Below are 24,576 nucleotides of genomic sequence, written 5' to 3'. Positions count from 1 at the left end.
ATGAACCTGCCGCACCCCACGCCACCTAACGCACAGACCATCAGGAGGTAGCCAATGCAAATCGAAACCGTGTGGATCGTACTGGCGGCAGTTCTTCTGCTAATCGAACTCTGGGCCATCAACCGGGTGCGCAAGAGCGAGGGGAAATCGAGCAATAAAGGCGTGTGGATCGTGCTGATCGTGTTTGTGCCGTTGTTCGGGTTGATTGCCTGGGCGTTGGCGGGGCCCAAGCATGTCCGTCAGCATTCAGCGTCGTAAGCGGATTACTTAGCCGTCGCGCGGTGCTGGCCAGTTGAGAAAGCGGTGATCTGCAATGCTTGCAATGCCTTTTTCATGCAGGCTGCACGAAGGCTTTTTGCCTGTGACGTCGTAAGCCCTTGATCTGTAGCGGTCGATTACCAGCCATGGATTGGCACGCCAAATGCCACTGATTCAGGGCATTCACAGCACCGTGAAACAACGGCCTGTGTTCACTCCGTGACAGCAGAGGCAACGCCATGAACGCCATCGACCTTCTCAAAGCCGATCATGCAAAAGTCAAAGACATCCTCAGCCAACTGAGCGACTCAACCGAGCGCGCACTGAAAAAACGTGTCGAGTTGTTGGGCAAACTGGAAATGGAAATCTCCATCCATACCCGTCTCGAAGAGGAAATCCTCTACCCCGCGTTCAAGGCCGCCGGCAGCAAGGAACAGGACGTCATGTACTTCGAAGCCAAAGAAGAACACCGCACCGTCGATTCACTGGTGCTGCCCGATCTGAAACTGACCGACCCGGGCACCCCGGAGTTTTCCGGCCGGGTGAAAGTGGTCAAGGAACTGCTGGAGCACCATATCGAAGAGGAAGAAACGGAAATGTTCCCTCAGGCGAAAAAGCTCCTGGGCAAGGAAAAACTCGAAGAGCTGGGCGCGCAGATGGAGGCCATGAAGGCCAGCTGCAAGAAGGAGATGGCGGCGGGAAATATGGCTGCCTGATCCGTTGCAAGTTGACGAGCCCGGCTTTGGCCGGGCTTTTTTCTGGTTGCTCGCATTGTCACCCTGCTGCAGGATCAACCGTCGACAACAGGGAATGTTGAAATGAACCAGACAACACATCGGCGAATTGTGGTGGTGGGTGCGGGCATCGTCGGCGCCTCTCTTGCGTATCACCTGTCCGGCAAAGGTGCACAGGTCACCTTAATTGAGGCCGGAGAGATCGCCAGCGGCGTGACGGCAAGCTCTTTCGCCTGGATCAATACCACACACACCGGCGCTGATCCGATTGCGCAATTACGTGGTGCGGCCATCGAAGCCTACCACCGACTCGAAACCGAGCTCCCGGACTTGCAGATTCACTGGACCGGAGCGCTGTCGTACAGCGAATCTGCAGGGCATCCTGCTGCGGCGACGCTGCTATCGGCAGCCGAGGTGCTTGCCTGCGAGCCCAACCTGAAAAATCCCCCACCCTGCGCGTTGTATCGCGCGGAAGAAGGCGCACTCGACGCCGTGCTGGCCACCCACGCCTTGATGGCCGGCGCCCAGGCGCTCGGGGCGCAATTGCTCACGCAAACCCGAGTGACCGGTTTCAAAACCTGCAACGCAGATGTCACCGGCGTTGAAACCAAAGCGGGCACATTTGATGCCGACCTTGTTGTGCTTGCCGCGGGAACCGGCACCCACCAGTTAGCGCAGATGCTCAACGTGGCCCTGCCCATCGACGCCTCCCCCGCCATTTTCATCCGCTACAAGACCCAACCGGACCTCGTCAAAGGCATCATTTCCAGCCCCGAAATGGAAATTCGGCAAAGTGCCGGCGGTACGTTGCTGGCCGCTGAAGATTATCTGGGAGAAGCGCCGGGCAACTCGCCGCCAGACATCGCCCGGCAAACCGCCGAAGCCATACGCAAAGCACTTCACGGGGTGGTGTCCATTGCGCCGCAAACCGTTGCCGTCGGATTCCGGCCCATGCCCGCTGATGGCATCCCCGTGGTCGGTTACTTGCCCGGTATCAGTGGAGTTTACGTTTGCGCGATGCATCCCGGTGTGACGCTCGCAGCAATCGTCGGGCGCCTCGCCAGTGAAGAGCTGCTGGATCGCCAGTCATCCGCAGCTCTTGAGCCATGCCGCCCTGGGCGATTCTTTCAGACTTGATTTAGACTTGCCGACGTTTTGCAGCAAAGGATCTGCACGCAACGCAGCGTCATTCCATGCACTGGCAAATCGAGGCAAAACAGGAGAACAGCATTGACGGTACGCAAGGACGCTTCATTCGCCTATCAGGCGGTTTACCACTACCTCCTTGGCCTGATCGAGGCGGCCAGAGGCACAACTGAACAGAAACTGCCGTCCCTGCGACAACAGGCCCTGCGCCTCGGCGTTTCGGTGTCGACAACCAAATACGCCTACGCACTGCTCGAGGACGAAGGCCGGATCCACGCCAGAGCCAGGTTTGGTTATTTCACCCGGTCAATAGCGGCGGCGCCAGTGACCGCCAACGCCGGCGATCTTTTGGACCACGTCTTCGCCAGCGCCCGTCAGCCCGGCATGCTGGCCCTGAGCAGCGATGCGCCGGCGATGCTGCTGTCGCTGCAAGGTCCGTTGTTGACGATGGAGCGCGAACTGACCCGCCAATACCCGCGCTCGCACGCGCCGCTCTATCAGCCCCTCGGCGAGCCGGAATTGCGCGCGGCCCTGGCGGAACACTACACCCGCTCCGCTCACAACCACTGGCAGGCCGAGCACGTCTATATCGGCGCAGACCTGCGCAGCGTGCTGGAATTATCACTCAGTGCCTTGAATCTGGGCGGCAGCGTGGCACTGGTGGAATCGCCCTGCTCGTGGGCGATTCTGCGCCAGTTGCAGGCGGCCAATATTCGCGTCATCGAAATGCCCCTCGGCGATGACGGCCGCTTCAACCTGCCCGCGCTGAACGAACTGTTCACACGCGAACCGGTGCGCCTGGCGGTGCTCTCCTCCACGGTGAATATTCCTCAGGGCCAGTTGATGCCAGCGCAGGATAAACAGCAGATCTGTCGCTGGCTGGCCGAGCGGGATATCTGGTTGTTTGAAAACGATACGTGGGGCGAATTGAGTTTCTCCGAGTCAGCCGCGCGTTATCGCGACTTCGCCGACCCGGACAAGCTGCTGGTGTTCTCGACATTCGACAAGATCATTGGCGGCGAAGCGCCGTACGGCTACGTGTTATGTCGCCAGCAGGCCGCGCAACTTCATCGACTGTTTATGCAGCGCGGATTTCGCCTCTCGTCGATGCGGCAGAAAGCGATTGCCAGACTCTACAACTCCAGGCGCATTGACCTGCACCTGACAACGCTGCGAGCGATGTTGCTCAAGCGCATGCAACAGCTGCAAACCTTGCTGGAAGAGCACGGTAGCGGCCAGTGGCAGGTCGTCGTCCCGCACGGTGGCGCGAGCTTCTGGCTCAAAGCGGTGCGCCCGATCGACATGCAGCCTGTGTTCGAGCGCTTGTTGGCCGAACGAATCGTCATCGCCCCCGGCGAAATCTTCAGCCAGCAAGGCGCCTGGAAACAGTACCTGCGCCTCAGCTACAGCCTCGACTGGGACAAGGACATCGCCCACGCGGTGCAACGATTGGCGCAGGCGATCACCGAAGAAAACCGCGTCTACAGTCCATAGCAATGCCGCGCCTCAGGAAACCGGCCATGGCGCACATCCTCGGCAAACTGCGCACAAGCCTCGCTGATCACCGCACCGACATCGGCGTAGCGTTTGACGAAACGCGGCAGATGCTCACCGCCCAGGCCGAGTACATCTTCGGTGACCAGCACCTGCCCGTCGCAGGCCGGTGAAGCGCCGATGCCGATGGTGGGCATTTTCGAGTCCAGCGTAATCTGCCGCGCCACGCCCTCCGCCACACCTTCGAGCAACAGGCTGAAGGCGCCCGCGTCGAGATTGGCCCGGGCATCTTCGGCAATCACTGCACCGGTTTCAGCGGTCAGGCCCTGAGCCTTGAAACCGCCCATGACATTGACGAACTGCGGCATCAAGCCGACATGGGCCATGACCGGAATCCCGCGCGCCACGAGAAACTCGACCGTCGGCGCCAAGGCCTTGTTGGCTTCCAGTTTGACCGCGTCGCAACCGGTCCGCGCCAGCACCTGCGCGCAATTGCGAAAGGCTTGCTCGTGGGATTCCTGATAACTGCCAAATGGCATGTCGGCCACCACACAGGCCAAACGCGAGCTATCGACCACGGCCCGCGTATGGCCGATGATTTCTTCGAGCTGCATGCTCAGCGTCGAGGCGCGGCCATAACCGACCATGGCCGTCGAATCACCGACCAGAATGAAGTCGACGATGGGGTCGATCAATTTGGCGATACTGCTGGAATACGCCGTCAGCGAGACGATTTTCTGTTGGCCTTTCATGGCAACCAGTTGCGGCACGGTCAGGCGTTTGGTGCGGGTATGCAGGCTCATGGGCGACTCCTTGAGGCAGCCGTCCGTAAACGATAAATGTCGTCGAAATCAACGCGAAAATCTTCCATACAGTGCTCAATCCCAAAGGTTTCGAGCGCTCGATTATTCGCCAGACGTAAAAACATTCAATGCACAGATTTGCCTGAAAAAGCGACCCAGGCGCATCCGGCTTCGTTGAAATGCCCGCAGGATCCGGGATGATTTATTTCGCTGTTTACCGCAGGATGCGAAGCTTATGAACTCACCCAAGGAACAATTTTTCTCATGGAAGAAGTCATCAGCTACCGCACAGCCACTGTCGCCGATGCTCTGGCGATGTGCGAACTGGGTCAATTGCTCAACTCGGTACACCACGCCGCCCGCCCCGATATCTACGCGGCCGCGACCGAAGATTTTGCCCGCGACTTGCCGCACTGGTCCGGTGTTTTCGAGAAGCCCGGGCAGATTGTCTTCATCGCCAGTGTTGGTGATCAACCCGCCGCCTTCATCACAGCAAATCTGTCCGCCAGTTCCGGCCCGCTGATGCAGCCACAGAGCGTGGTTCGCATCGGCTCGGTCTGTGTGGCCGAGCCGTTTTGGGGGAAAGGCATTGGCCGCGCGCTGATTCAACGGGTTAAAGACTGGGCCATAGAACAGAATGCACAGGACTTGCGCCTGACGGTCTGGCCTTTCAACGAGCGCGCGGTGCGCATATATGCCGAGTTCGGCTTCGAGACCCGTACCCTTGAGATGGGCGTGCGTTTGTCAGGAGCGCCCAGGTCCGATCATCAATAACCCCTGCGAAATATCCGCATGAACCCTATCGAATGGTCCCATCCTGCCGACAACATCCTGTGTGGACAGCGAGAGGTTTCAACGATGCAAGTCCGTCCCGTATAAAGCTACTTTCAATGACGATTCAAGAGGCTGCAACAATGAGCAATGCCTGGAACGAAGGTTATTTCACCGACGAAGGCTACACCTACAGCTATAGCCGGGAAATCAATCCGGTTTTCCAGCGTTACTGCCTGTTGTTGCGCGGCTTTGCCGGGCTGGACAATCCCGACGGTTACCACTGCGAACTCGGTTTTGGTCAGGGTGTGTCAATCAATATTCACGCCACAGCCAGCCCTGCCGGTTTCGTCGGTACGGACTTCCACCCCGGTCAGGCGGCCCATGCCATTGAACTCGCATCACTTGGCAACAACGGTGCGAAGCTGTACGACGACAGTTTCGAGCAACTGCTGGCGCGCCATGATCTGCCGCAACTCGACAGCATCAGCCTGCATGGCATCTGGACCTGGGTCAGCCGCGACAACCAGAAACTGATTGTCGAATTCGCCCGCCGCCATCTCAAACCGGGTGGTCATCTGTACGTCAGTTACAACGCATTCCCGGGCTGGTCGCCAGCAGCGCCGTTGCGCCAGTTGTTCAGCCTGCATGACCGCTTTGCCAGTCACTCGACGCGGGCGGATCAGCGCATCGATGCCGCGCTGCAGTTTTCCGAAGCGCTGCTGGCGGCCAACCCCAAGTACGCCATTGCTGCGCCAAGTCTGGGCGCCCGGCTGCAGACCATCAAAGGTCAGGACCGCCAATACGTCGCCCACGAATATTTCAATCGCGACTGGAACTGCATGTATTTCGCCGACATGGTCGACGCGCTGGCCCCGGCCAAGCTCGATTACGTCACGACAGCGGTGCCGCTGGATTGGGTCGATGTACTCAATCTGAGTGGCGAAGCCCTGGCCTTTCTCGACGATATCGAGCACCCGGTGATGCGCGAGCAGGCACGCGACTACTTCGTCAATCAGTCTTTCCGTCGTGATCTGTACGTGCGTGGTGCCAACCGACTCAGCGCTGCCGAGCGCCGGTCGCGCATGCTCAATACGCGATTTGTCCTGATGCAGCCGGCAGAAACCGTAGCGTCCAGCGTCACCGGCCCCGCTGGCGAAGCGTCACTGCAAGCAGAAATTTACGGCCCGGTCCTCGATGCACTCGCGGGCCAGACGTATGAAGCCAGAACGATGCAGCAGTTGCTCGATGCGGTGTCGCCAATGGTCTACGACGATCTGGAACAAGCCATCGCCATCCTGGTCAGCATGGGCGCGGTAGCCCCTTGCCAGAGCGAAGCCGCCGAGGCGCTGGTGTACGAACGCTGCGCCGCGTTCAACCTGCAACTGTGCAAGCGCGCGCTGTTCAACGCCAACATTCAGGTGTTGAGCAGTCCGGTTACCGGTGGTGGCGTCACGGTCACTCGCTTCCAGCAACTGTTCCTGATTGCGATCCGCCAAGGCAAACAGCACCCGGCAGAATGGGCGCAACTGGCGTGGAGCGTCATCGCCGATCAAAACGAAGTGTTGGTCAAGGACGGCAAACCGCTGACCACCGCCGAGGCCAACATCGCCGCACTGACCGAACAGGCCCAGGCCTTCGCCGAACAATCACTGATCGTGCTGAGCGCGTTGAGAATCGTCTGATCGCGGTGGTGGCGCGCAGTGGTGCAGACAGGGAATCCGCTGCCACTCGCGCCATCAGCACGCACCAGTGCCTGTTATCAAAAAGCCCACGGCGGCGCGGGCGCGAACTTCGCTTCGAGCCATTCTCAGCGATACGGCTTAATCAAATGCACCGTTGAGCACCTCATAAATCAGCCCGGTTGCCAGCGCGACCAGGATCAGATCCGTGCCCACCTGCTGCCATTCGTAGCCATCGTAATGCGGCAGATGACCGACCAGGCGTCCATCGAGCTTTTTCGCGATACCGGGCGGCAGTGGCTTGCCGCGTGCAAGATTCTTTTGAATGCCTGGTGGCAGCGCAGGCCCCGGGTTCCAGTAGTCGCGGTAGCCGCCAACAATCCCGAGCACATTGCCGCGATCGATGCTTGGGCCATGACTCCAGTCACCACCCGAGTTGTTGCCCTTGTTGCCGTTACCTTTCTGATTACCGTGGCCCTGCACATTCTGCGAATTACCCTTGCCATTGCCATTGCCCTGGCCCTTTCCATTACCGGGATCAGCCAATGCCATCGCTGAACTGAATACCAGGGCCAGGGAAGAAATCGTTGCAATCAACGTGCGTGACTTGCGGCGCGCCTTCATGGTGGGATGTTCCTGTGTTCTCTTGACGTTACACATCAGCTTAGTTTATTCAGGCTGGCCGATCGTCGATTCCGCCCAGCCCATCGACACCGCCCGACAGGAGCTATTTCATGGAGTTGAAGTTCAGCCACATCGACGTACTGGTCAAAGACCTTGAAGAAGCCTGCGCCTATTACGCGCAGATACTGAAGGCGCGGATCTCCACAACGCAGATCTGGAATCGCGGGGGCCTGCACGTGCGCTATGCCGTCGCGTTGATCGGTCAGGAACGCTTCATGCTGGTCCAGCCGCTGACGGGGAATCTCAAGGAACTGTTGGATACGGTGGGCGAAGGCATGATTTACCGTCATTGCTACACGACCCCTGATATCGAATTGGCCTACGACGAACTGGTCGCCAGCGGGGTTCAGCCGGAGGACGAAAACGGCCAGCCGCTGACTCGCGAGAACCTGCAATCGCCGTCCGGGACGCGCATCATCTGGCTGCCGAAACGCTTCGGACATTTCTCGATCGAGATTCTTGAAGAGCGGGCGCTGGGGGCGTTTATCGAGGCGGCGTTTGCTTCCAGATGAAACTCCACCAGCCCTGATCGATACGTCTACGCTGTCTCCATCCCCCGTACACCTGGAGACTTCGTTATGACTCGTCCGCTACTGACCACCCTCGCCCTTATTGCCTTGAGTTTCCAGGCTTATGCCGACGTCGTCCCCTTCCCGCCGACCTTCCATACTCAAGACATCAAAGTCGAAGGCGCGACGATGCACGTGCGAGTTGGTGGCAAAGGCCCCGCCGTAGTGCTGCTGCATGGTTTCGGTGATACCGGCGACATGTGGGCGCCGCTGGCGGCGGATCTGGCCCGCGATCACACCGTGGTGGTACCGGATCTGCGCGGCATGGGTTTGTCTTCGATTCCACAGGGCGGCTACGACAAGAAGACTCAGGCCGGCGACATTCGCCAAGTGTTGAGCGCATTGAAGATCAAGCATTCGGTGGTCATCGGTCACGACATCGGCACCATGGTCGCATTCGCCTACGCCGCGCGCTATCCCGAGCTGACCGAGCGCCTGGTGGTGATGGATGCACCCGTGCCTGGCATCACCCCGTGGAACGACATCGTTCGTTCGCCGATGCTCTGGCACTTCGACTTCGGCGGTGCGGACATGGAGCGCCTGGTTGCCGGGCGCGAACGCATCTACCTCGACCGCTTCTGGAACGAATTCGCCGGCACCCCCGCCAAAGTCGATGAAGGCACTCGCCAGCACTACGCCAGACTCTACGCCCGCCCCGGCGCGATGCACGCTGCGTTCGCCCAGTTTCGCAGCATTCGTCAGGATGCTCTCGACAACGCTCCCGTCCTGCAGAAACACTTGAGCATGCCGGTGCTGGCCGTGGGCGGTGAAAAGTCCTTCGGCAACAACGAAGCGATCGTCATGCGCAATGCCGCAGATAACGTGACCGAGGTGGTGATCCCGGCGGCGGGCCATTGGTTGATGGAAGAAGCCCCGGCGCCAACCATCAAGGCTGTGCGCGACTTTATCGCCATGTGAGGAATGGGCATTGCCTTGGCCCGAGGCTTACGTCAGGATTCGCCCCTTTTTGAGGGCAAAGTGCATATCTCGTGGCTCGTCCATTGATGTGTACGTTTACGCCCTTCGCTAACCGATATTCAAACGTGCAGACCGGGTAGAAAACATGAATCGCCAAAAGAAACTCAAGCAGTTGTTCAAGGAAAAGGCCAAAAAGGCCAGCGCCAAACTCGCGCCGAAAAAGCCCAAATACATCAGCAAGGCTGACCGCGCGAAACTGGAAGCTGAAGCCGCTGCGCAATCCGTCGGTACCAGCGAGAGCTGATCGCAGCCTTACAAGAACGGCAAAATATTGGCCAGCGCCCGCTCGGTGTAGAGGTCTTTCTCCGCCACCGGCGCCACGTAATGCAGTGCATTGCGCGCGGCCTCCACACTGACAAGACGGGCGATGAACCAGGCCGCCAGATACTGCGAGGCCAGACAGCCGCCTGCGGTGGCGACATTGCCGCTGGCTGCAAACGGTTGATGCAGCACCGCTACGCCGGCCTCCTCGACCCACGGTTTGGTGATCAGATCGGTGCAGGCGGGAACGTCGTTCAGCAGTCCCAGCCTGGCCAGGATAAGCGTGCCAGAGCACTGCGAGCCGAGGAGCTGGCGCGCAGGATCAAAGCGCAGACGCGACATCAATTCGGCATTGGCGACGACATCCCGGGTCAATCTTCCACTACCCACCAGCACAGCATCGGCGTCGCAAGCTTCTTCCAGAGATACTTGCGCCTCAATCGTCAAGCCGTTCATCGACTGCACCTTTGCCGTGGGGCTGGCGATAGACACGCGCCAACCCGGCTGTTGAACCCGGTTGAGAATGCCGAACGCAATCAGCGAATCGAGTTCGTTGAAACCTTCAAACGTCAGGATGGCGATGTGCATGATGAGCCTCAAACCAGATAACCGGAGGCTCATCGTAGAATCGACGAATCAAGACAATCAATAAATTGTCATGGATACATTGGCGCGGGTCCGCAAGCTCACAACAGCAACGGCCGAAGCTGCATCACTCGCTTCGTCACCAGCGTTGACGTCAACAGTTCACCCGGAAGATGAATTCGTCAACACGTTCAGAAGCCATTATCAAAGCTGCGTTGCTTAGAATGATATAAGGCAGATGATTTGCCGGATAAAAACCCCGACTCATCAGGCTGAGTTCTCAGACCGAGTGGCCCCATGAATCCCCCTCGAATTGGATCTTTGCTTAACCGTTCCTCGCCCTAAACTGGCCACACTCCCCAGTTCGACCAGGAACGCAAACCATGCCTTTAGGCGACTTCGACTGCCAGCCCGCTCTATATGGAAACACCCTGAAGCTCCGGGCATTGGCTGCCAGTGACTTTGAAGCGTTGTTCCTGGCCGCCAGTGATTCGCTCATCTGGGCCGGCCACCCCGCCAGCGATCGCTATGAACGGCAAGTGTTTGAAGCGTACTTCGCCGCACGACTGGCCAGCGCAAAAGCACTCGCCGTCATCGGTCTCGAGTCAGGTCAGATCGTGGGAATGTCCAGTTACTACACGCCGCCCGATCAACCCGAGAGTATCGCCATCGGCTACACCTTTCTGGTACGGGATAAATGGGGTGGTGATGCCAATCGTGAATTGAAAGCATTGATGCTGGAGCATGCATTCAAGGTCTACGACACCGTCTATTTCCACATCGGCCCCGCCAACCTTCGTTCGCAAAAAGCGCTGTTGAAAATCGGCGCCGGGCACTTGTATGACGCCGAATTGAACCTTTCCGGGGCACCTGCCCTGTGCAAGTGCTACGGGTTATCCAAGGCACTGTGGCTGGCGAACACGAAGGCGCAGCAGCATGGCGTGCACGTGCCCTGATCCCAAGGGGATCGCCACTAATACCAGCGAGATCGGAAGCCAGTCAAAGAGGCTTGGATACTGGCCGAAGATCGCCATCGAGCTGAAGATCCCGAACACCGGGATCAACAGCGACAACGGTGCCACTCGCGACATCGGGTATTCGCGCAACAGCAAGTTCCATCCCCAATAACTGAAGTGCGTCGCGGCATAGACCTGAAACGCGAGCGAAAACACGGTTATCGCATTGAGCTGCGACGGCAATGCGGTGAACGGTGCGGTGCCATGCAACAGCCATGTCAGCAGCATGAGCGGGATGGGAGGGAACACGCTCGCCCACACCACAAACGCAAAAATCTCACGCACCTTCGAGACCTTGATCACGACGTTGCCAATGCTCCACGCCAGGGCGCTGCCAATGACCAGTGCCAAACCCGCCGTCGATGCGTCGCCGGGGCGACTCAGTATGATGCCCATCAGGCCGGCGGCGGCCAACAGAGTGCCAAGCCATTGCAGCCGCCCCAGACGTTCGCCGAAAAAAACCACGCCCCAGCCCAAAGTGAAAAATGCACTGAACTGGATCAGCAACGATGCGGTTCCAGGTGGCACACCCCACGCGATGCCCAGATTGATCAACGCCCACATCGCCACGCCGAAAATCAGTCCGTAAGCAGCCAGCCAGTGGAACGCTACGCGTGGGCGCTCGACGAAAAACACCCATGGCAATGCCGCCAGCGTGAATCGCAGTGCGGTCAGCAACAGCGGGTCGATAGCGGCCAGTCCGAGTTTGGTCACGGGGAAGTTCAATCCCCAGACAGCTGTCACCAGAACGGCGAGTACAAGATGCTTCTTTTGCATGGTCAATCTTTCCCGGCGCCGAGCGGAAGTACTCGGGCGCGGAGAAATATGCCGGTAATTGTCCTGGCCTGCTTTCAGTCACAGGCCAACTTTCACTAGAATCGGGCCATGAGAGAAATCAGCCGCCATCCTTACCAGAACACCCCGCGCGATGCCGTCGTGACCGCCATTGATTACGCGGACGGCACGCTGTTCCCGCTGCACGATCATCAGCGCGGTCAATTCGCCTATGCCGCCAGCGGCGTCATTACCGTTTTTACCGATGACGGCAACTGGGTCGTGCCGCCGCAACGCGGCATCTGGGTGCCAGCGCAATTGCCCCACTCCATGCAAATGCGCGGGCCTGTCACGCTGCACAACACCTATATCCGCAAACAAGCGGCGCAGCGCCTCGGACTACCGGGGCAATGCGAGGTGCTCGATGTGTCGCCGCTATTGCGTCTACTGCTGATGAAAGCCATCGATGTGCCCGCGCGCTATTCAACTCAAGGCCATGACGGCTATTTGATGGGCTTGCTGCTGCACGAAATCGCCAGCATGCCCGCGCTTTCGCTCAATGCGCCGTTGCCGGCGGAACCTCGATTGGCGACGGTGTGCCGCGCGTTTCTGCAGCAGCCTTCTTTGCAGGTCGGTATCGACGACATGGCGCAACGTGCGGGCATGAGTCGACGCACCTTTACCCGACATTTTCGATTGCACACCGGGATCAGCTATATCGAGTGGCGGCAGCAAGCCTGCCTGCTGGCGGCAATTGTCATGCTGGGCAAAGGTCAGTCGGTCACACAGGTCGCCATGGACTTGGGCTACAGCAGTTCCAGTGCGTTTGCGACGGTATTCAAGCAAGTGTTGGGGGAAGTGCCGAGTCGCTACTTTTAGTGGCGTTGGTTTTGCACGTCAGCCACGCGCCCCAGAACAGACTGCTGAAAAACCGCGTCGACTCGCCAAACCCGGCCTCATGCAACAACGCCTGAACCGCCGCTTCGGAATGCGGCGGGTCGGCGCCTTGCAAAATCTTGCCCAGCCTGGCCTTCACCTCTTCCGCACTTGCACCCTGCTGCCGCCAACGCTGCCCCCACGCCTCCAGCAATAACGGTTGGCTGGCATAGGCGTAATGATTGCCGGCGACAATCAGCGGCGCGCCTGGTTTGAGGCGCGCTTGAATCGCTTGCAGAATCTGGCGCTTGGGTTCATCACCGTTCAGATGATGGAGCACGCCGATCAATGTCGCCGCGTCGAATGGCGCATCGGTTGGCAAGTCCTCGACGTGCCCGAGATGAACCTGCGTCCGATGCAGTAAGTCGTTGGCCTCCAAATGCTGCACGGCGGCCTCAAGCATCGGCGCGGAAGGATCAACTGCAATGAAACGCCACTGCGGCTCCAGCGCCGCCATCGCAATGATTTCCTGCGCCGTACCGCCCGCGCCGACCACCAGTATGTTGGCCGGCCGCGAACCGAGACTGGCCGCCAACATGCAGGCCGCCAGATCGTGACAGGCGTCATAGCCGGCCAGGGCGATGCGACTTTGTCGGGCGTATTCGCTGGCGCGGGAAGTGTCGAATTTTTCTGCTGACGTTGGGTTCACGACGAGGCTCCTTGTTGTTTCAGAGGAAACTACGCCGAGACGCCAGATAAGAAAAATTCATTAATTTTATGCCCTGCATTCCTTGCGGGAATGAGGGCGTGTGAACCGTGTGTTGTTAATGCTGGGCGAGCAACGCCTGCAGCCCATTGTGACCGTCGACGATCAGGCTGCGGATCAGTGCCTGATAGTGCTCAGCGTCATTCGGCTCTCGAACATCGAAACTCGCCGACCAACTGAGGAGCGTTTTGTCTTGTCCGGTCAAAGCCACCAGCTTCACGCCGGCCACGTAATTATCCAGCGGCAAAGGTGCCTCTTCAAAGCGGTAGGACAGCATTAACGCTGAGTCATCAACCGACAACAGACGCTCTCTGACAACTGCCCCATCGGTCAGCGCGAGCGTGCGAATGCAACCCACCCTTTCAGCGCCCCCGCCTTCGATATGGCTACTCACAATCGCAGGATGCCAGTGCTGGATTTCGCCAAACTGCTTCACCACGTTCCAGACCCGATGTGCATCGCCGTCCAGGACAGCGGAAAATTCGACCATTGGCATAACATGAATCCTTGAAGTGGGTCATTTGCCGATCCCGGCAGCCGGCTGCCGGGACCGATTGGTATTCAGCCCTCGAACTGGTGATACACCTTGGCAATGACTTTCCAGACGCCGTCAATTTTGATCAAAGTCAGGTAGTCGTTGTAGTCGGCGCCAATTGCATCCGTTTCCATATCCACACGCACCACGGCGGTGGTCGGGGTAATCGCCAGCACGTCAAGGCGTGTGCTGATCTCGGGGGCAGCGCCGTTCTTCTCGACAAAATCGAACAGGTTCTTGATCGGGCCGCCGAGCAGTTCGCCGTTGGTGAACCCGTACATCACTGCCTCTTTATGGAAGGCTTGAGCCACGCCTTGCGCGCTGCCAATGCGAAGACCTTCTACGTATTGACTGGCGGTGGCGATCACAGCGTTGTATTCAGCCGTCGGCACGGCTTTGATGTTCTTGGACATGGTTGTTTCCTATCGTTGGGGGTGAGTGACAAAGGCTGCCGGGAGCCAGAATTGGCACCCGACAGCAGGAACAGCCGACGGTTACCAATCCTGGCGCGTCGGCGAAATGATCAGATCGTTGACGGTGACGTTGTCCGGCTGGTTGAGCGCGTAGATCACGGCACGCGCGATATCGTCGGGTGCGATGGCGATGCGGTTCAGTTCCTGGGCGGCCTTGCGTCCTTGTGGATCACTGACCTTGTCCGCCCAGCCGGTATTGATAACGCCGGGGCTGACCGTGTTGACGCGGATGCCGTGCTGCACGCCCAGCTCCTTGCGCATGGACTCGGTCATGGCTTGCACAAAAAATTTGGTGGCGCTGTAAACACCCGCCGCTGGCCCGACCTGATGGCCGGCCACCGAGTCCATATTGAGGATCTGCCCGGACTTGTGCTCCAGCATCATTGGCAGCACGGCAGCTGTGGCATTGAGATAGCCCTTGATGTTCACGTCGATCATCTTGTCCCAATCCGCCACGGCCAGATCGACCCAATTGGAGAACAGCATCAGCCCGGCGTTGTTCACCAGAATGTCGACAGCGCCATAGGTGTCCTGCGCAAATCTGGCGAGCGCCCGGGTTTGATCCGGCCGGGTCACATCAGTGGTAAAAGCGGCCACGTCGTGACCGGCTTCACGCAACTCGGCGACGAACGTATTCAGACCGTGTTCATCCAGCGCGGCGGCCACGACGCGAACGCCGTGAGCCGCCAGCGCCCGTGTGGTTGCCGCCCCGATACCGGAAGATGCGCCGGTGACGATGGCGACTTTGTTGTGCAGATAGTTCATGTTCCATTCCTATTTACAGTGAATGCGATTGCGTCCGGGCAGTCATTCAGGCGTTGGCGGTGGGCCAATCGATGTAGCCTTTCGCGCCCCCGCCGTAGTAACTCTCGCGCGGGGCAATGGTCAGTTCGAGACCGCGCCGCAGACGCTCCACCAGATCGGGGTTGGCAATGAACAAGCGACCAAACGCCACCGCGTCGATACGGCCCTGCGCCCGACGCTCAAGCGCCATCGCCAGGTCGTAATTGTTGTTGCCAATGAACGCGCCTTCGAACTGCGCACTCAACGCGTCCAGATCCACGCCCGCAGGCACGGTGCGCGAAGTGGCCGTGGCGCCTTCGACGAAATGCAGATAGGCCAGATTGAATCGATTGAGTTGCTGGATCAGGTAGCCATAAGTCGCCATGACGTTGCTGTCGGGCGGCGTATTGCCGGCATCGGGCGTTACGGGCGAGAGTCGGATACCAACGCGGTCGCTGCCCCAGATCGAAACCACCGCTTCAGTCACTTCCAGCGTCAGCCGCGCACGGTTCTCGATGGAGCCGCCGTACTGATCGGTGCGCTGATTGGTCGAATCGCGCAGAAACTGGTCAAGCAGATAACTGTTGGCAGAATGCACTTCCACACCGTCGAAACCGGCGCGCTTGGCGTTCTCGGCAGCCAGTTTGTACTGCTCGATGATTCCCGGAATTTCCGAGGTCTCAAGCGCACGCGGCATCGACACTTCGACAAAACCTTTCTCGGTGTACGTGCTGCCCTCAGCCTTGATCGCCGAAGGCGCGACCGGTGCTTGGCCATTGGGCTGCAACTCGACACTGGAGAAACGCCCGACGTGCCACAACTGGCTGACGATTTTTCCGCCGGCCGCATGTACGGCATCGGTGACCTTTTTCCACCCGGCGACTTGCTCTTGCGACCAGATTCCCGGGGTCATCGCATAGCCGCGCCCCTGAGCGGAAATGTTTGTCGCTTCGGCGATGATCAAACCGGCACTGGCGCGTTGGGCGTAATACGTCGCGTGCATTTCGTTAGGCACGCCGTCGTCAGCCATCCGGCTGCGCGTGACGGGCGCCATGACAATGCGATTGGCCAACTGCAGCGCACCCATGTCCATGGGTGAAAAAAGGTCGGTATCAACAACGTTATCAATCATAAACACTCCAAATCAATAGACCGGTCGTCTAGTAAAAAGACCGAAAAAAACGCCCCTTTGTTAGCGGGCGAGCACTCGTTATCAGTGCGGTATAAACAGCAGATATGCGTCGTACCGACTCGCGGTTAAAGACTCACACCTCGGCCCCTGGACGAACGCGTGCAGGTTCAAGCGTTGCTCTTTCCCACTTGGCAATCACCAGCGGTGCGATGGCATTGCCCAATACGTTCAGCGTGGTCGTACCGCTGTCGATGATCCTGAAAATACCCGCGATCAATGCCACGCCTTCCAAGGGCAGACCGGCTGAAGCCAACGTCGCGGAAAGAATGATGATGGCAAAACCGGGCACCCCCGCCGCGCCTTTCGAGGTGAGCACCATCGTCACCACCAGCAAGATCTGCTGAGACAGCGACAGGTCGATGCCATAGAGCTGCGCGACGAAAATCGTCGCAACCCCGAGGAAGATCGAAGCGCCGTCCAGATTGAATGCATAACCCACCGGCACCACAAAACTGACGATCCGACGCGGCACACCGTAGCTCTCCAACCGAGTCATCAACTGCGGCATGACGGCGGCCGATGCGGCACTCGAGAACGCCAGAATCAGTTCACTGCGAAAGTAGCGGATCAACTTGAAAATGTTCTCGCCAATCAAGTAGCAAATGCCACCGAGTATCACCAAGGCGAAGACCACCAGCGCCAGGTAAACCACGCCGATCAACTTGAGCAACGGCAACAGCGAGGCGAAACCAAACGTTGCGACAGTCGCGCCGATCATGCCGAAGACACCAATCGGCGCGTAGGCCATGACGATTGAGACAACTCTGAACATCGCATCGGAAATGCTCTGGACCAGCGCAATGGCAGGTGCACTTTTTTCTCTCGGCAGCGCATTCAGGGCGAGGCCGAACAGCACGGCGAAGAACAGCACCGAGAGCAATTTCGCTTCCGACATCGCCACCAGAACATTGTCCGGCACGATGTTCTGCAAGATCACCAGCGCGCCTTTTGATGGCTCCATGTTGATCGATGCCGTGCCGTGGGACAGGCCGGAAATATCGGTGCCGGTACCCGGCTCGAAGATATTTGCGAAACACAGGCCGACCACAATCGCCAGCGCGGTAATCGCAAAGAAATACCCCAGCGATTTGATACCCATGCGGCCAAACGACTTGTTATCGCCACCGCCGGCTATGCCCAGGATCATGCAGCAGAACACGATCGGTACCACCACCATCTTCATCATCTTGATAAAGATGTCGCCCAGAGGCTTCAGGATCTCCGCGCTGACCCATGTTTGATACTGCGGATGGGTATTGAAATACCAACCGACGAGCACGCCAAGCAACAGCCCGGCAACGATTTGCCACACCAAGGGAATACGTTTCATGTCTAGCCTTTTTGTTGGAATGAAAGGTCTGCGCTAAGGGCAGTTGCTAGAGTCATGAGCTTCCAGCTCACTTGAGACCGAATGGCACAACCGGGTTGTGCCATGACGTTTGTCACTTGGCGAAGAGCTGGCTCATATCCTTGAAAGCCTTGAATTCCAGAGCGTTGCCGCAAGGATCAAAGAGAAACATGGTGGCTTGCTCGCCAACCTGCCCCTGAAAGCGAATGTACGGTTCGATCACAAACTCGGTGCCAAAGGACTTCAGCCGTTCAGCCAATGCTTCCCACTGTTGCCAGCCCAAAATGATGCCGAAGTGCGGAACCGGAACGTCGTGACCGTCGACCGGGTTGCTGTGAACACTTTCCTGGGACGCGGTTTTCGGGTGTTCGTGAATGACCAGTTGGTGGCCATAAAAGTCGAAGTCGACCCATTGAGTACTGGAGCGCCCTTCTTCAAGTCCAAAGACTTCACCGTAAAAGGTGCGCGCTGCTGCCAGATCGTAAACGGGGATAGCGAGGTGGAAAGGCGAGAGGCTCATCAGAACTCCGATCATGTTTTTATGGGTTGGCGAACATTCCTGCCGTCATCGGCGCCTTGGGTTCAGCCGCTGCCGGGGATGGAAAACATCCTAGGGCGGAATACCCAACATAAAAATCAATATATATTTCTTAGAATCACAATTAATATTTATGAATGATCAAAGAACTGAAGACACTCATCGCCGTCGCGCGCGAAGGTACTTTCGCTGCTGCCGGCAACAAAATCGGCCTCACGCAGGCCGCCGTCAGCGCACAGATCCAGCGCCTGGAAGCCGAACTCGGCTTCGAGCTGTTCGACAGAAAGGGGCGCTCGGCGCACCTCAACAGAATGGGCCATCAGATCCTTCTGCAAGCGCAGGAACTGCTCAGGCTCTACGACAGCCTCGGTTCGACGACCGTGGGACTGCCGCCCAGCGTGCTGGTCAACATTGGCGCGATTGCTTCGGTGCAGCGCTCTTATTTGCCTGATGCGCTGGCAAAGTTTCACCAACATTGCCCGCAGTGCCGATCCCGGGTAGTGCCGGGTTTATCGATGGAACTGGTCAACCTGGTGGATGCTGGCGAGATCGACATGGCCGTGATCATCCGCCCACCCTTTTCTCTGCAGAGTGACCTGCGCTGGACGACGCTGGCACTGGAGCCTTACCGGTTGATCGTGCCGCGTGATATGCCGGGAGATGACTGGACCCAGTTGCTTGCCAGCCAGCCGTTCATTCGATATGACCGATCTTCCTTTGGCGGCAGGCAGGTCGACCGCTTTCTGCGGCAGATGCACTTCACCCTGCGTGAGGTCTGCGAGCTGGATGAGCTGGAGGCGATTATCAAACTGGTCGAGAACGGTGTCGGGGTGGCGCTGGTGCCGCAAACGGCGCCTGACTTTGCATGGCCTGCCGGTGTCCGGGTGCTCGACCTCGGGCAGCACACCTTTCACCGTGATATTGGGCTAGTGCACCGGTCTCGCAAGACTTTCACCGAACCTGTGCGGATGTTGGCCGAGTTGATCAGTGCTCAGGTGAATCCCGGTTCAATCCCCAATGGATTCAAAAAACAGGATCATTAACTGCATCAATAACAACCATTAATTCAATGAAGTTCTCTTATAACCAGCGCGGCGTAAGATCGGCTCCAGACAAACCCACTACACCTCGGAGCACATACTCATGAAACGCCAAGCCCTTCTCAGCATCGCTTTCTCGCTGTTCGCCCTGAATGCATTCGCCGCTGAACCTGCTACCCAGACAGATCCGCTGTTCAGCGATGCAGTCGCCGCCGCGACCCAGACAGACCCACTGTTCAGCGATGCAGTAGCTGCCACCGAAACCGATCCGCTGTTCAGCGATGCAGTGGCCGAAGGCGGTTCAGACCGTTTGCTCGAACGTCGCGCTGTCTGAATGCAGCGCTCCAGCGCAGTCCCCGAAGAAAGGCCCGACCTCATCCGTCGGGCTTTTTTCGTCTGGAAGCGCTGCGCACCTGCCCTGCTCCGCCGGAAAGTTTTCCTCCCCGATTGGCTCGATCACCTAACCTCATAGACTGTGCGATCCATTCGAGCCGCCCCTCCCATGCGCAACACATTGAAGTCGTTGTTTTTTGTCGTATTCATGCTGCTGGTTGGCGGTAGTCCGACGCTATGGGCAGCCGATTTGCCGGCGCCGGCCACCACCGCCGCTGCCGCGCCGCTGCCGGTGATTTCGCAAAGCGATCTGCAGGCGCTGCAACAACGCCTCGACGGCCTCAAGCAACAGATTTCCGCAGCAAACAACTACAACCAGCTCGAAGGCCCGCAGGATCGGGTGCAGGCGTTTATTCTGGATGTCGACCGGTTGTCGGCGGCGTTGCTGCCGCAACAGGCGCAACTGGCGGTGCAGTTGGGGGTGCTGGGGGCTGCGCCGGATGCCGATCTGGCGGCTGAGCAGGCAGACATCGTCGCGCAACGGGCGTCGCTGGCCGAGCAGAAGAGCAAGGTCGATGGCACGTTGAAGAGCTTGGCAGCGCTGAAGCAGAGTGCGGCTGATCTGATTACGCAGATCGCCGGCATCCGTCGCACACTGCTGGAAAGTGAGCTGACGCTGGGCACTGACAGCGTGCTGAGCCCGAGCTTCTGGTCGCCAGTGGTGAGTCCGTCCGAGGATGATCGTCAGCGTCTGCGCTTTTTCGTCGCGCAAGTGCGCGACACCTGGGCCACCGTGTGGGCACCAGGGGAACGTTTCTACACCAGTGTGCTGATGGCGTTGGCGCTGATCATCTGGACATTTGGCCGCAGGCTGGCGGAACGCGGTCTGACCTGGGTGTGCATTTACCGCATGCCCGAGGGACGTCTGCGCCGCAGTGCACTGGCGTTCGCCTCGGCGCTGGCAACCATCGCCACCACCGGCATTGCCTTGCAGTTGCTGTTCTACGCCTGCACCCGCCACCAGCCTTTGCCGCCGGTGCTGGAAACTTTCTCCGAAGAGTTCGAGAAGGTCGTGTATGCCTGCGTTCTGCTCACCGGGTTGAGCCGCGCGTTGCTGTCGACCGAGCACCCATCGTGGCGCCTACCGGCGATTGCCGATCAGGTCGCGCTGGCGCTCAAGCCCTACCCGCGCATCCTGTCCTGCACGTTACTGGTGCTGGTAACGCTGGTGCAGGTCAGCAACGCCACCGGCATGAGCAGCCAGATCGTGATCGCCGGACGCGGGGTCATTTCGATCGTCGTGTTGGCGATCGTGACGGTCCTGCTGCTGCGCGTCGGCAAGGTGCACAAGGCGCTGGTCGCGGCCAATGATGCGGCGGCGAACAGTACGTTTGCCGGGGTGATTTACACCATTGCCAGCATCTCGATGTTTGTCTCGACGATCGCACTGCTGGCTGGCTACGTGTCGCTGGCGAGGTTCATCAGTTATGAGCTGGTGTGGGCGTACATTGTCTTGTCAGGTTTCTACCTGCTGATCCAGTTGATCAGGGACGTCTGCGAGCACGTGTTTTCGCCACGGCACGCGAGCGGCAAGGCGCTCAAACAGTTATTGGGTATCGGTGATCGACGACTCGATCAGATCTCGATTCTGCTGTCCGGTTTCAGCCGTGCCGCGCTGTTGCTGCTGGCGGTCATCGCCCTGTTTGTCGGTGGCATCGGCACCACGCTCGGGCAACTGGCGAGCAACATCATGGCGATCCTTGGCGGCGCCGGGTTGCGCAAGCTGAACATCGTCCCCGGCCATCTGCTCAATGCCGTGCTGGCGCTGATGATCGGCATCTGGCTGATCCGCGCCCTGCGTCGCTGGCTCGATAACGAATTCCTGCCCAAGACCGACATGGACCCGGGCATGTGCGCTTCGCTGAGCACGCTGTTTTCCAACATCGGTTATGCGTTCGTGATTCTGCTGACGCTGTCGTCGCTGGGCGTGCAGTGGACCAATCTCGCGTGGATCGTCAGTGCGCTGTCGGTAGGCATCGGTTTTGGTTTGCAGGAGATCGTGAAGAACTTCGTTTCGGGCCTGATTCTGTTGACTGAACGACCGGTGAAGGTCGGCGACTTGATCAGCATCAGCGGTGTCGAAGGCGATATCCGCCGCATCAATGTGCGCGCCACGGAAATCCAGCTCAGCGACCGCTCGATCGTCATCGTGCCCAACTCGCAACTGATCTCGCAGAACCTGCGCAACGTCACGCTGGGCGGCAGCGCGCAAGGCGTGGCGTCACTGGAACTGGTGTTCCCGCTGGATATCGATCCCGAAGAGGTCAAGGATCTGTTGCTCAACACGTACAGGGAGAACGAAACCATCCTCGATAAACCCGCCCCGTTCGTACGCTTCAGCAAGTTATCGCCGGACGGGATTACCTTGACGGTCACCGGTTACGTGGGCAGTCCGAGGATTGTCGGGGTGACCAAAAGTGATTTGCTGTTCGAGATACTCAAGCGGTTGGGAGCGGCCGAAATCGCATTGGCGAAATCGCCGAGTGCTTAGCGCGAGATACGGCAGGTCGCTTCGGTGGAGAAATAAACTACAGCTATAAAGGACTGATATCTGCCTGCAACAGACTGTCGCGAATGCTGCCAGAACGGCGAACATGTTAAAGTGCCATCACTTTTGCCATTAGTGTGTGCCCGCATGGATGCCTTGATTCGCCGTTTCAGTTGTTTGCCATTGCTTGGTCTTGCCCTCGGGCTTTCGGGATGCCAGAGCTCGCCAGTCAAACAGCCACAAGCACAACCCGCAAAACAGACAGAAGCAAAGGCCGAGCTGCCAGGCCTGAGCGTCTTCAACAACGCTTTGCTGGCTCCACCGCAGATCAATTCCATCGTACGTGAAGGCAATCACGTGACCTACATCGTCCTTTCGGTGGAGGGCGAAAAAATGCACTCCATGGCGCGGTTTGATGCTGATTGTCAGTTACCCGATGCGCAAATGGCGTATCTCAGCACCGTAGGAATGGTCCCTTACGCGGCTGACCCTCGAGGTAAAACGCCAGAGGCTCGACAACTGCCTCCAGAAGAAAAAGAACGCTATTTGAAAAGTGCTCAGCTCAAGCAGGTGTGCGCGCAAACGCCGATCCCTCAGTGGCGAATCATTGCGGCGCCAGATCATCAGGATTGGCAACTGATAGATCGTGCCAGCCTCAATCGCAGGGAGGGTCAGCTGTTTTTCTGGTCGGCCCGGGTTCCGGCCGCTGAAGCACTGATGCCACGCGCAAAAAATCTTTACTCCCACACCCGGCAGCGCTGGAGCGCCGACTGTACGCAGCAACAGTTGACCTCCTTGAGTACTTTCTACCTTGATCAGCAAAGTCGCGTGATGGGTGGTCAGGTCTTGACTACGCAGCAGCCCGTTGCTTCGCCAGCCCTCGGCACCGAAGAGCGCCAATTGCTGAAACTGGCGTGTGGTTCGCCACAGACACTGGAGCAATACCCGCCTTACCTGGGACGTGAGCAAACGCCTTTTGTCTTACCTGCTCCAGCTCTACCGGCTTCGGTTCTGAAATCCATCGAAGCGTTGAAGTTGCCTGCTCCGCAGCTAAGCCTCCAGCAACTGCGCTTGTCGTTCAAAGATTTCAACGAGGCCAACAAGCAGAAGATCCTGCTGACCCCCTACGCCTCGTATATTGATGAAAACCAAGCGAGATGGCGGGCAGTGGGACGACAGAGTCGTGATACCACTTATCTGCCCTACGAGCCGGGGACACAACTGACCGAACGCTACAGCGACGCAAAACGCCAATCCGTCAGGCTCAGTTTTCGTGGGCTGACCGAGCTGGCGAAAGTGGATTACGTCAATGACCGGGACGGCATTCAACTGAAAACCGACACCATTACCGATCTACGCTTCGAGGGCGACTGGGCCAATATGCCGGTCGGCGCACACTTGAGTTTCACAACGCAGCGGGAAAGTGCCAGATACCAGCAATCCCCCAAGCGGTTCGACAGGAGATTTGACTGCCAGGTCGAGTCGGAACAAACCGCAAGCGAGCTTTTTGCATCGTTGAAGGGAATGGCAAAAGTGCTCAATTGCACCGGCGACGACTACCATCTAGGCAAGATTACAGCCCTCTACGCGTACCTGCAGACTTATGGGATGTTTGTCCCGGTCGACCTTGGCCAGGTCGACGGCTACGGCCAGTTCAAGATAGAACAGGCCGAGTGAATTTTCAGGCGCCGAGGGTTATTCCCGAAGCGCCTAAAAACCTGCTTTTTAGGTCTTTATTGGCCAGCAAATCGCAACCTTATACTCGATGGGTTCTCCTAACGATCAATAAGGATGTTCCATGCCTCAACGTCTTTTCCTGGCGGCTTTATTCCTCGCCGTCGCCGGTTGTGCCAGCCCTCCTCCTGCGTCCGTTCACACCCATGATCCCGCCGGTTCGACCCTGCAAGGCGATGCCTCGCGGCCCGCGCAGGCGCAGTGGATTCGCACCGAGTTGTACTTCTCCGTGGGTTCGATCGATGGCAAGGACGGTGCGGTCAGCACGGCGCGCTGGCGTGAGTTTCTTGATCAGGAGGTGACGTCGCGGTTTCCTGATGGTTTCAGTGTGTTCGACGCGTATGGGCAATGGCGGGACAAGGGCGCGAAAGAGCCTGAGCGCTTGAGCACCAAGGTGATTGTGATCCTGCATGAGAACAGTGCGAAAAATGGGGCCAGCATCGAAGCGATTCGACTGGCTTACAAGCGTATTACCGGGGATTTGTCGGTACTGCGGTTGTCGCAGCCGGCGGAGGTGTCCTTCTAGAATCAGAAGCCCCTCACCTGATCTGGTCAAACGATACTGGACACGGTTATAGGGTTTTACCCTTTTTCATGCCGCCAGGGCCTCCATGTCCACCGGAGTTCGGTAGCCATTGTGACTGTGCAGCCTGAT

The 24,576-nt window shown here is 58.4% G+C and carries 27 protein-coding genes; 16 read left to right on the top strand and 11 right to left on the bottom strand.

Going from position 1 to position 24,576, the window contains the following annotated elements; all coding sequences use genetic code 11:
• Positions 1 to 54: 54 nt before the first annotated feature.
• The 4 genes from GTU76_RS27520 to GTU76_RS27505 all read left to right on the top strand — a co-directional run bounded on the left by GTU76_RS27520 (position 55) and on the right by GTU76_RS27505 (position 3,632).
• Positions 55 to 258: a PLD nuclease N-terminal domain-containing protein gene (locus GTU76_RS27520; RefSeq protein WP_016984840.1), complete on the top strand. Its 204-nt coding sequence runs from the start codon at positions 55 to 57 to the stop codon at positions 256 to 258.
• A gap of 239 nt (positions 259 to 497) precedes the next feature.
• Positions 498 to 974, top strand: coding sequence for a PA2171 family ribosome-binding persister protein (locus GTU76_RS27515; RefSeq protein WP_034155440.1), 477 nt, complete (start codon positions 498 to 500; stop codon positions 972 to 974).
• A 102-nt stretch (positions 975 to 1,076) separates the two neighbouring features.
• Positions 1,077 to 2,129: an NAD(P)/FAD-dependent oxidoreductase gene (locus GTU76_RS27510; RefSeq protein WP_180700039.1), complete on the top strand. Its 1,053-nt coding sequence runs from the start codon at positions 1,077 to 1,079 to the stop codon at positions 2,127 to 2,129.
• A 93-nt stretch (positions 2,130 to 2,222) separates the two neighbouring features.
• A complete protein-coding gene (locus GTU76_RS27505; RefSeq protein ID WP_016984838.1) occupies positions 2,223 to 3,632 on the top strand; it encodes an aminotransferase-like domain-containing protein in 1,410 nt (469 codons plus the stop codon).
• Here GTU76_RS27505 and panB read toward each other — a convergent pair.
• Positions 3,620 to 4,435 (bottom strand): 3-methyl-2-oxobutanoate hydroxymethyltransferase, encoded by an 816-nt coding sequence (gene panB / locus GTU76_RS27500; RefSeq protein ID WP_016984837.1) that lies wholly within the window; start codon positions 4,433 to 4,435, stop codon positions 3,620 to 3,622. The genes GTU76_RS27505 and panB overlap by 13 nt on opposite strands.
• Positions 4,436 to 4,699: 264 nt before the next feature.
• Between panB and GTU76_RS27495 the strand changes: the two genes are divergently transcribed.
• Positions 4,700 to 5,209 carry a GNAT family N-acetyltransferase gene (locus GTU76_RS27495; RefSeq protein WP_180700038.1) on the top strand — a complete coding sequence of 170 codons (510 nt, stop codon included), beginning with the start codon at positions 4,700 to 4,702 and terminating at the stop codon, positions 5,207 to 5,209.
• A gap of 140 nt (positions 5,210 to 5,349) precedes the next feature.
• Positions 5,350 to 6,891: a methyltransferase regulatory domain-containing protein gene (locus GTU76_RS27490; protein ID WP_180700037.1), complete on the top strand. Its 1,542-nt coding sequence runs from the start codon at positions 5,350 to 5,352 to the stop codon at positions 6,889 to 6,891.
• A gap of 138 nt (positions 6,892 to 7,029) precedes the next feature.
• Here GTU76_RS27490 and GTU76_RS27485 read toward each other — a convergent pair whose 3' ends face one another.
• On the bottom strand, positions 7,030 to 7,512 hold the full coding sequence (locus GTU76_RS27485; RefSeq protein ID WP_180700036.1) for an anti-virulence regulator CigR family protein: 483 nt from the start codon (positions 7,510 to 7,512) through the stop codon (positions 7,030 to 7,032).
• 110 nt (positions 7,513 to 7,622) lie between these two features.
• On the opposite strand from GTU76_RS27485, the gene GTU76_RS27480 reads away from it, so the two are divergent.
• From GTU76_RS27480 to GTU76_RS27470, 3 genes are all read left to right on the top strand, one after another.
• Positions 7,623 to 8,084 carry a VOC family protein gene (locus GTU76_RS27480; protein WP_016984833.1) on the top strand — a complete coding sequence of 154 codons (462 nt, stop codon included), beginning with the start codon at positions 7,623 to 7,625 and terminating at the stop codon, positions 8,082 to 8,084.
• Between the two features lie 66 nt (positions 8,085 to 8,150).
• Complete coding sequence (locus tag GTU76_RS27475; protein WP_175554102.1) at positions 8,151 to 9,059, top strand: alpha/beta fold hydrolase; 909 nt, start codon at positions 8,151 to 8,153, stop codon at positions 9,057 to 9,059.
• Positions 9,060 to 9,204: 145 nt separating this feature from the next.
• On the top strand, positions 9,205 to 9,363 hold the full coding sequence (locus GTU76_RS27470; RefSeq protein WP_016984831.1) for a DUF2986 domain-containing protein: 159 nt from the start codon (positions 9,205 to 9,207) through the stop codon (positions 9,361 to 9,363).
• 8 nt (positions 9,364 to 9,371) lie between these two features.
• On the opposite strand, the gene GTU76_RS27465 is transcribed toward GTU76_RS27470, so the two are convergent.
• Entirely contained in the window at positions 9,372 to 9,968 is a 597-nt protein-coding gene (locus GTU76_RS27465; protein WP_180700035.1) for a DJ-1/PfpI family protein, read from the bottom strand.
• A 380-nt stretch (positions 9,969 to 10,348) separates the two neighbouring features.
• Here GTU76_RS27465 and GTU76_RS27460 point away from each other — a divergent pair, with 380 nt between their 5' ends.
• Positions 10,349 to 10,921, top strand: coding sequence for a GNAT family N-acetyltransferase (locus GTU76_RS27460; protein ID WP_246376156.1), 573 nt, complete (start codon positions 10,349 to 10,351; stop codon positions 10,919 to 10,921).
• On the opposite strand, the gene GTU76_RS27455 is transcribed toward GTU76_RS27460, so the two are convergent.
• The gene (locus tag GTU76_RS27455) at positions 10,859 to 11,758 is read right to left on the bottom strand and encodes an EamA family transporter (protein ID WP_180700034.1); all 900 of its coding nucleotides are present in this window, start codon (positions 11,756 to 11,758) and stop codon (positions 10,859 to 10,861) included. The two genes, GTU76_RS27460 and GTU76_RS27455, sit on opposite strands and share 63 nt — an antisense overlap.
• A gap of 108 nt (positions 11,759 to 11,866) precedes the next feature.
• Here GTU76_RS27455 and GTU76_RS27450 point away from each other — a divergent pair, with 108 nt between their 5' ends.
• Positions 11,867 to 12,634, top strand: a complete 768-nt coding sequence (locus tag GTU76_RS27450; protein WP_180700033.1) for an AraC family transcriptional regulator — start codon at positions 11,867 to 11,869, stop codon at positions 12,632 to 12,634.
• On the opposite strand, the gene GTU76_RS27445 is transcribed toward GTU76_RS27450, so the two are convergent.
• The 7 genes from GTU76_RS27445 to GTU76_RS27415 form a co-directional block, all read right to left on the bottom strand.
• Positions 12,594 to 13,340 (bottom strand): methyltransferase, encoded by a 747-nt coding sequence (locus tag GTU76_RS27445; protein WP_180700032.1) that lies wholly within the window; start codon positions 13,338 to 13,340, stop codon positions 12,594 to 12,596. The genes GTU76_RS27450 and GTU76_RS27445 overlap by 41 nt on opposite strands.
• A gap of 115 nt (positions 13,341 to 13,455) precedes the next feature.
• The gene (locus GTU76_RS27440) at positions 13,456 to 13,893 is read right to left on the bottom strand and encodes an SRPBCC family protein (RefSeq protein ID WP_180700031.1); all 438 of its coding nucleotides are present in this window, start codon (positions 13,891 to 13,893) and stop codon (positions 13,456 to 13,458) included.
• Between the two features lie 65 nt (positions 13,894 to 13,958).
• Complete coding sequence (locus tag GTU76_RS27435) at positions 13,959 to 14,345, bottom strand: nuclear transport factor 2 family protein (protein ID WP_180700030.1); 387 nt, start codon at positions 14,343 to 14,345, stop codon at positions 13,959 to 13,961.
• 81 nt (positions 14,346 to 14,426) lie between these two features.
• Positions 14,427 to 15,170 (bottom strand): SDR family oxidoreductase, encoded by a 744-nt coding sequence (locus GTU76_RS27430; protein WP_180700029.1) that lies wholly within the window; start codon positions 15,168 to 15,170, stop codon positions 14,427 to 14,429.
• Between the two features lie 46 nt (positions 15,171 to 15,216).
• The gene (locus tag GTU76_RS27425; protein ID WP_180700028.1) at positions 15,217 to 16,320 is read right to left on the bottom strand and encodes an alkene reductase; all 1,104 of its coding nucleotides are present in this window, start codon (positions 16,318 to 16,320) and stop codon (positions 15,217 to 15,219) included.
• Positions 16,321 to 16,453: 133 nt separating this feature from the next.
• Complete coding sequence (locus tag GTU76_RS27420) at positions 16,454 to 17,710, bottom strand: cation:dicarboxylate symporter family transporter (protein WP_180700027.1); 1,257 nt, start codon at positions 17,708 to 17,710, stop codon at positions 16,454 to 16,456.
• A 112-nt stretch (positions 17,711 to 17,822) separates the two neighbouring features.
• The gene (locus GTU76_RS27415; protein WP_026000724.1) at positions 17,823 to 18,248 is read right to left on the bottom strand and encodes a VOC family protein; all 426 of its coding nucleotides are present in this window, start codon (positions 18,246 to 18,248) and stop codon (positions 17,823 to 17,825) included.
• A gap of 155 nt (positions 18,249 to 18,403) precedes the next feature.
• Between GTU76_RS27415 and GTU76_RS27410 the strand changes: the two genes are divergently transcribed.
• The 5 genes from GTU76_RS27410 (at position 18,404) to GTU76_RS27390 (ending at position 24,447) form a co-directional block, all read left to right on the top strand.
• Entirely contained in the window at positions 18,404 to 19,309 is a 906-nt protein-coding gene (locus tag GTU76_RS27410) for a LysR family transcriptional regulator (protein ID WP_016986816.1), read from the top strand.
• Positions 19,310 to 19,409: 100 nt separating this feature from the next.
• Positions 19,410 to 19,640, top strand: coding sequence for a hypothetical protein (locus GTU76_RS27405; protein WP_175554095.1), 231 nt, complete (start codon positions 19,410 to 19,412; stop codon positions 19,638 to 19,640).
• Positions 19,641 to 19,808: 168 nt separating this feature from the next.
• The gene (locus GTU76_RS27400; protein ID WP_180700026.1) at positions 19,809 to 22,190 is read left to right on the top strand and encodes a DUF3772 domain-containing protein; all 2,382 of its coding nucleotides are present in this window, start codon (positions 19,809 to 19,811) and stop codon (positions 22,188 to 22,190) included.
• Between the two features lie 144 nt (positions 22,191 to 22,334).
• Positions 22,335 to 23,864: a hypothetical protein gene (locus GTU76_RS27395; RefSeq protein ID WP_180700025.1), complete on the top strand. Its 1,530-nt coding sequence runs from the start codon at positions 22,335 to 22,337 to the stop codon at positions 23,862 to 23,864.
• Between the two features lie 121 nt (positions 23,865 to 23,985).
• On the top strand, positions 23,986 to 24,447 hold the full coding sequence (locus GTU76_RS27390) for a DUF3574 domain-containing protein (RefSeq protein WP_175554092.1): 462 nt from the start codon (positions 23,986 to 23,988) through the stop codon (positions 24,445 to 24,447).
• The last annotated feature ends 129 nt before the right edge of the window (positions 24,448 to 24,576 follow it).

Origin of the sequence: Pseudomonas crudilactis (assembly GCF_013433315.1) — a bacterium.
In the GTDB taxonomy this organism is placed as follows: domain Bacteria; phylum Pseudomonadota; class Gammaproteobacteria; order Pseudomonadales; family Pseudomonadaceae; genus Aquipseudomonas; species Aquipseudomonas crudilactis.
The sequence above is the reverse complement of the archived record's forward strand: the minus strand, read 5'-3'. Positions and strand labels throughout refer to the sequence as shown.

Coding starts and splice junctions, on each gene's coding strand:
- GTU76_RS27520 (WP_016984840.1), top strand. CDS start 55: ATGCAAATCGAAACCGTGTGGATCGTACTGGCGGCAGTTCTTCTGCTA.
- GTU76_RS27515 (WP_034155440.1), top strand. CDS start 498: ATGAACGCCATCGACCTTCTCAAAGCCGATCATGCAAAAGTCAAAGAC.
- GTU76_RS27510 (WP_180700039.1), top strand. CDS start 1,077: ATGAACCAGACAACACATCGGCGAATTGTGGTGGTGGGTGCGGGCATC.
- panB (WP_016984837.1), bottom strand. CDS start 4,435: ATGAGCCTGCATACCCGCACCAAACGCCTGACCGTGCCGCAACTGGTT.
- GTU76_RS27495 (WP_180700038.1), top strand. CDS start 4,700: ATGGAAGAAGTCATCAGCTACCGCACAGCCACTGTCGCCGATGCTCTG.
- GTU76_RS27490 (WP_180700037.1), top strand. CDS start 5,350: ATGAGCAATGCCTGGAACGAAGGTTATTTCACCGACGAAGGCTACACC.
- GTU76_RS27485 (WP_180700036.1), bottom strand. CDS start 7,512: ATGAAGGCGCGCCGCAAGTCACGCACGTTGATTGCAACGATTTCTTCC.
- GTU76_RS27480 (WP_016984833.1), top strand. CDS start 7,623: ATGGAGTTGAAGTTCAGCCACATCGACGTACTGGTCAAAGACCTTGAA.
- GTU76_RS27475 (WP_175554102.1), top strand. CDS start 8,151: ATGACTCGTCCGCTACTGACCACCCTCGCCCTTATTGCCTTGAGTTTC.
- GTU76_RS27470 (WP_016984831.1), top strand. CDS start 9,205: ATGAATCGCCAAAAGAAACTCAAGCAGTTGTTCAAGGAAAAGGCCAAA.
- GTU76_RS27465 (WP_180700035.1), bottom strand. CDS start 9,968: ATGCACATCGCCATCCTGACGTTTGAAGGTTTCAACGAACTCGATTCG.
- GTU76_RS27460 (WP_246376156.1), top strand. CDS start 10,349: ATGCCTTTAGGCGACTTCGACTGCCAGCCCGCTCTATATGGAAACACC.
- GTU76_RS27455 (WP_180700034.1), bottom strand. CDS start 11,758: ATGCAAAAGAAGCATCTTGTACTCGCCGTTCTGGTGACAGCTGTCTGG.
- GTU76_RS27450 (WP_180700033.1), top strand. CDS start 11,867: ATGAGAGAAATCAGCCGCCATCCTTACCAGAACACCCCGCGCGATGCC.
- GTU76_RS27440 (WP_180700031.1), bottom strand. CDS start 13,893: ATGCCAATGGTCGAATTTTCCGCTGTCCTGGACGGCGATGCACATCGG.
- GTU76_RS27435 (WP_180700030.1), bottom strand. CDS start 14,345: ATGTCCAAGAACATCAAAGCCGTGCCGACGGCTGAATACAACGCTGTG.
- GTU76_RS27430 (WP_180700029.1), bottom strand. CDS start 15,170: ATGAACTATCTGCACAACAAAGTCGCCATCGTCACCGGCGCATCTTCC.
- GTU76_RS27425 (WP_180700028.1), bottom strand. CDS start 16,320: ATGATTGATAACGTTGTTGATACCGACCTTTTTTCACCCATGGACATG.
- GTU76_RS27420 (WP_180700027.1), bottom strand. CDS start 17,710: ATGAAACGTATTCCCTTGGTGTGGCAAATCGTTGCCGGGCTGTTGCTT.
- GTU76_RS27415 (WP_026000724.1), bottom strand. CDS start 18,248: ATGAGCCTCTCGCCTTTCCACCTCGCTATCCCCGTTTACGATCTGGCA.
- GTU76_RS27410 (WP_016986816.1), top strand. CDS start 18,404: ATGATCAAAGAACTGAAGACACTCATCGCCGTCGCGCGCGAAGGTACT.
- GTU76_RS27405 (WP_175554095.1), top strand. CDS start 19,410: ATGAAACGCCAAGCCCTTCTCAGCATCGCTTTCTCGCTGTTCGCCCTG.
- GTU76_RS27400 (WP_180700026.1), top strand. CDS start 19,809: ATGCGCAACACATTGAAGTCGTTGTTTTTTGTCGTATTCATGCTGCTG.
- GTU76_RS27395 (WP_180700025.1), top strand. CDS start 22,335: ATGGATGCCTTGATTCGCCGTTTCAGTTGTTTGCCATTGCTTGGTCTT.
- GTU76_RS27390 (WP_175554092.1), top strand. CDS start 23,986: ATGCCTCAACGTCTTTTCCTGGCGGCTTTATTCCTCGCCGTCGCCGGT.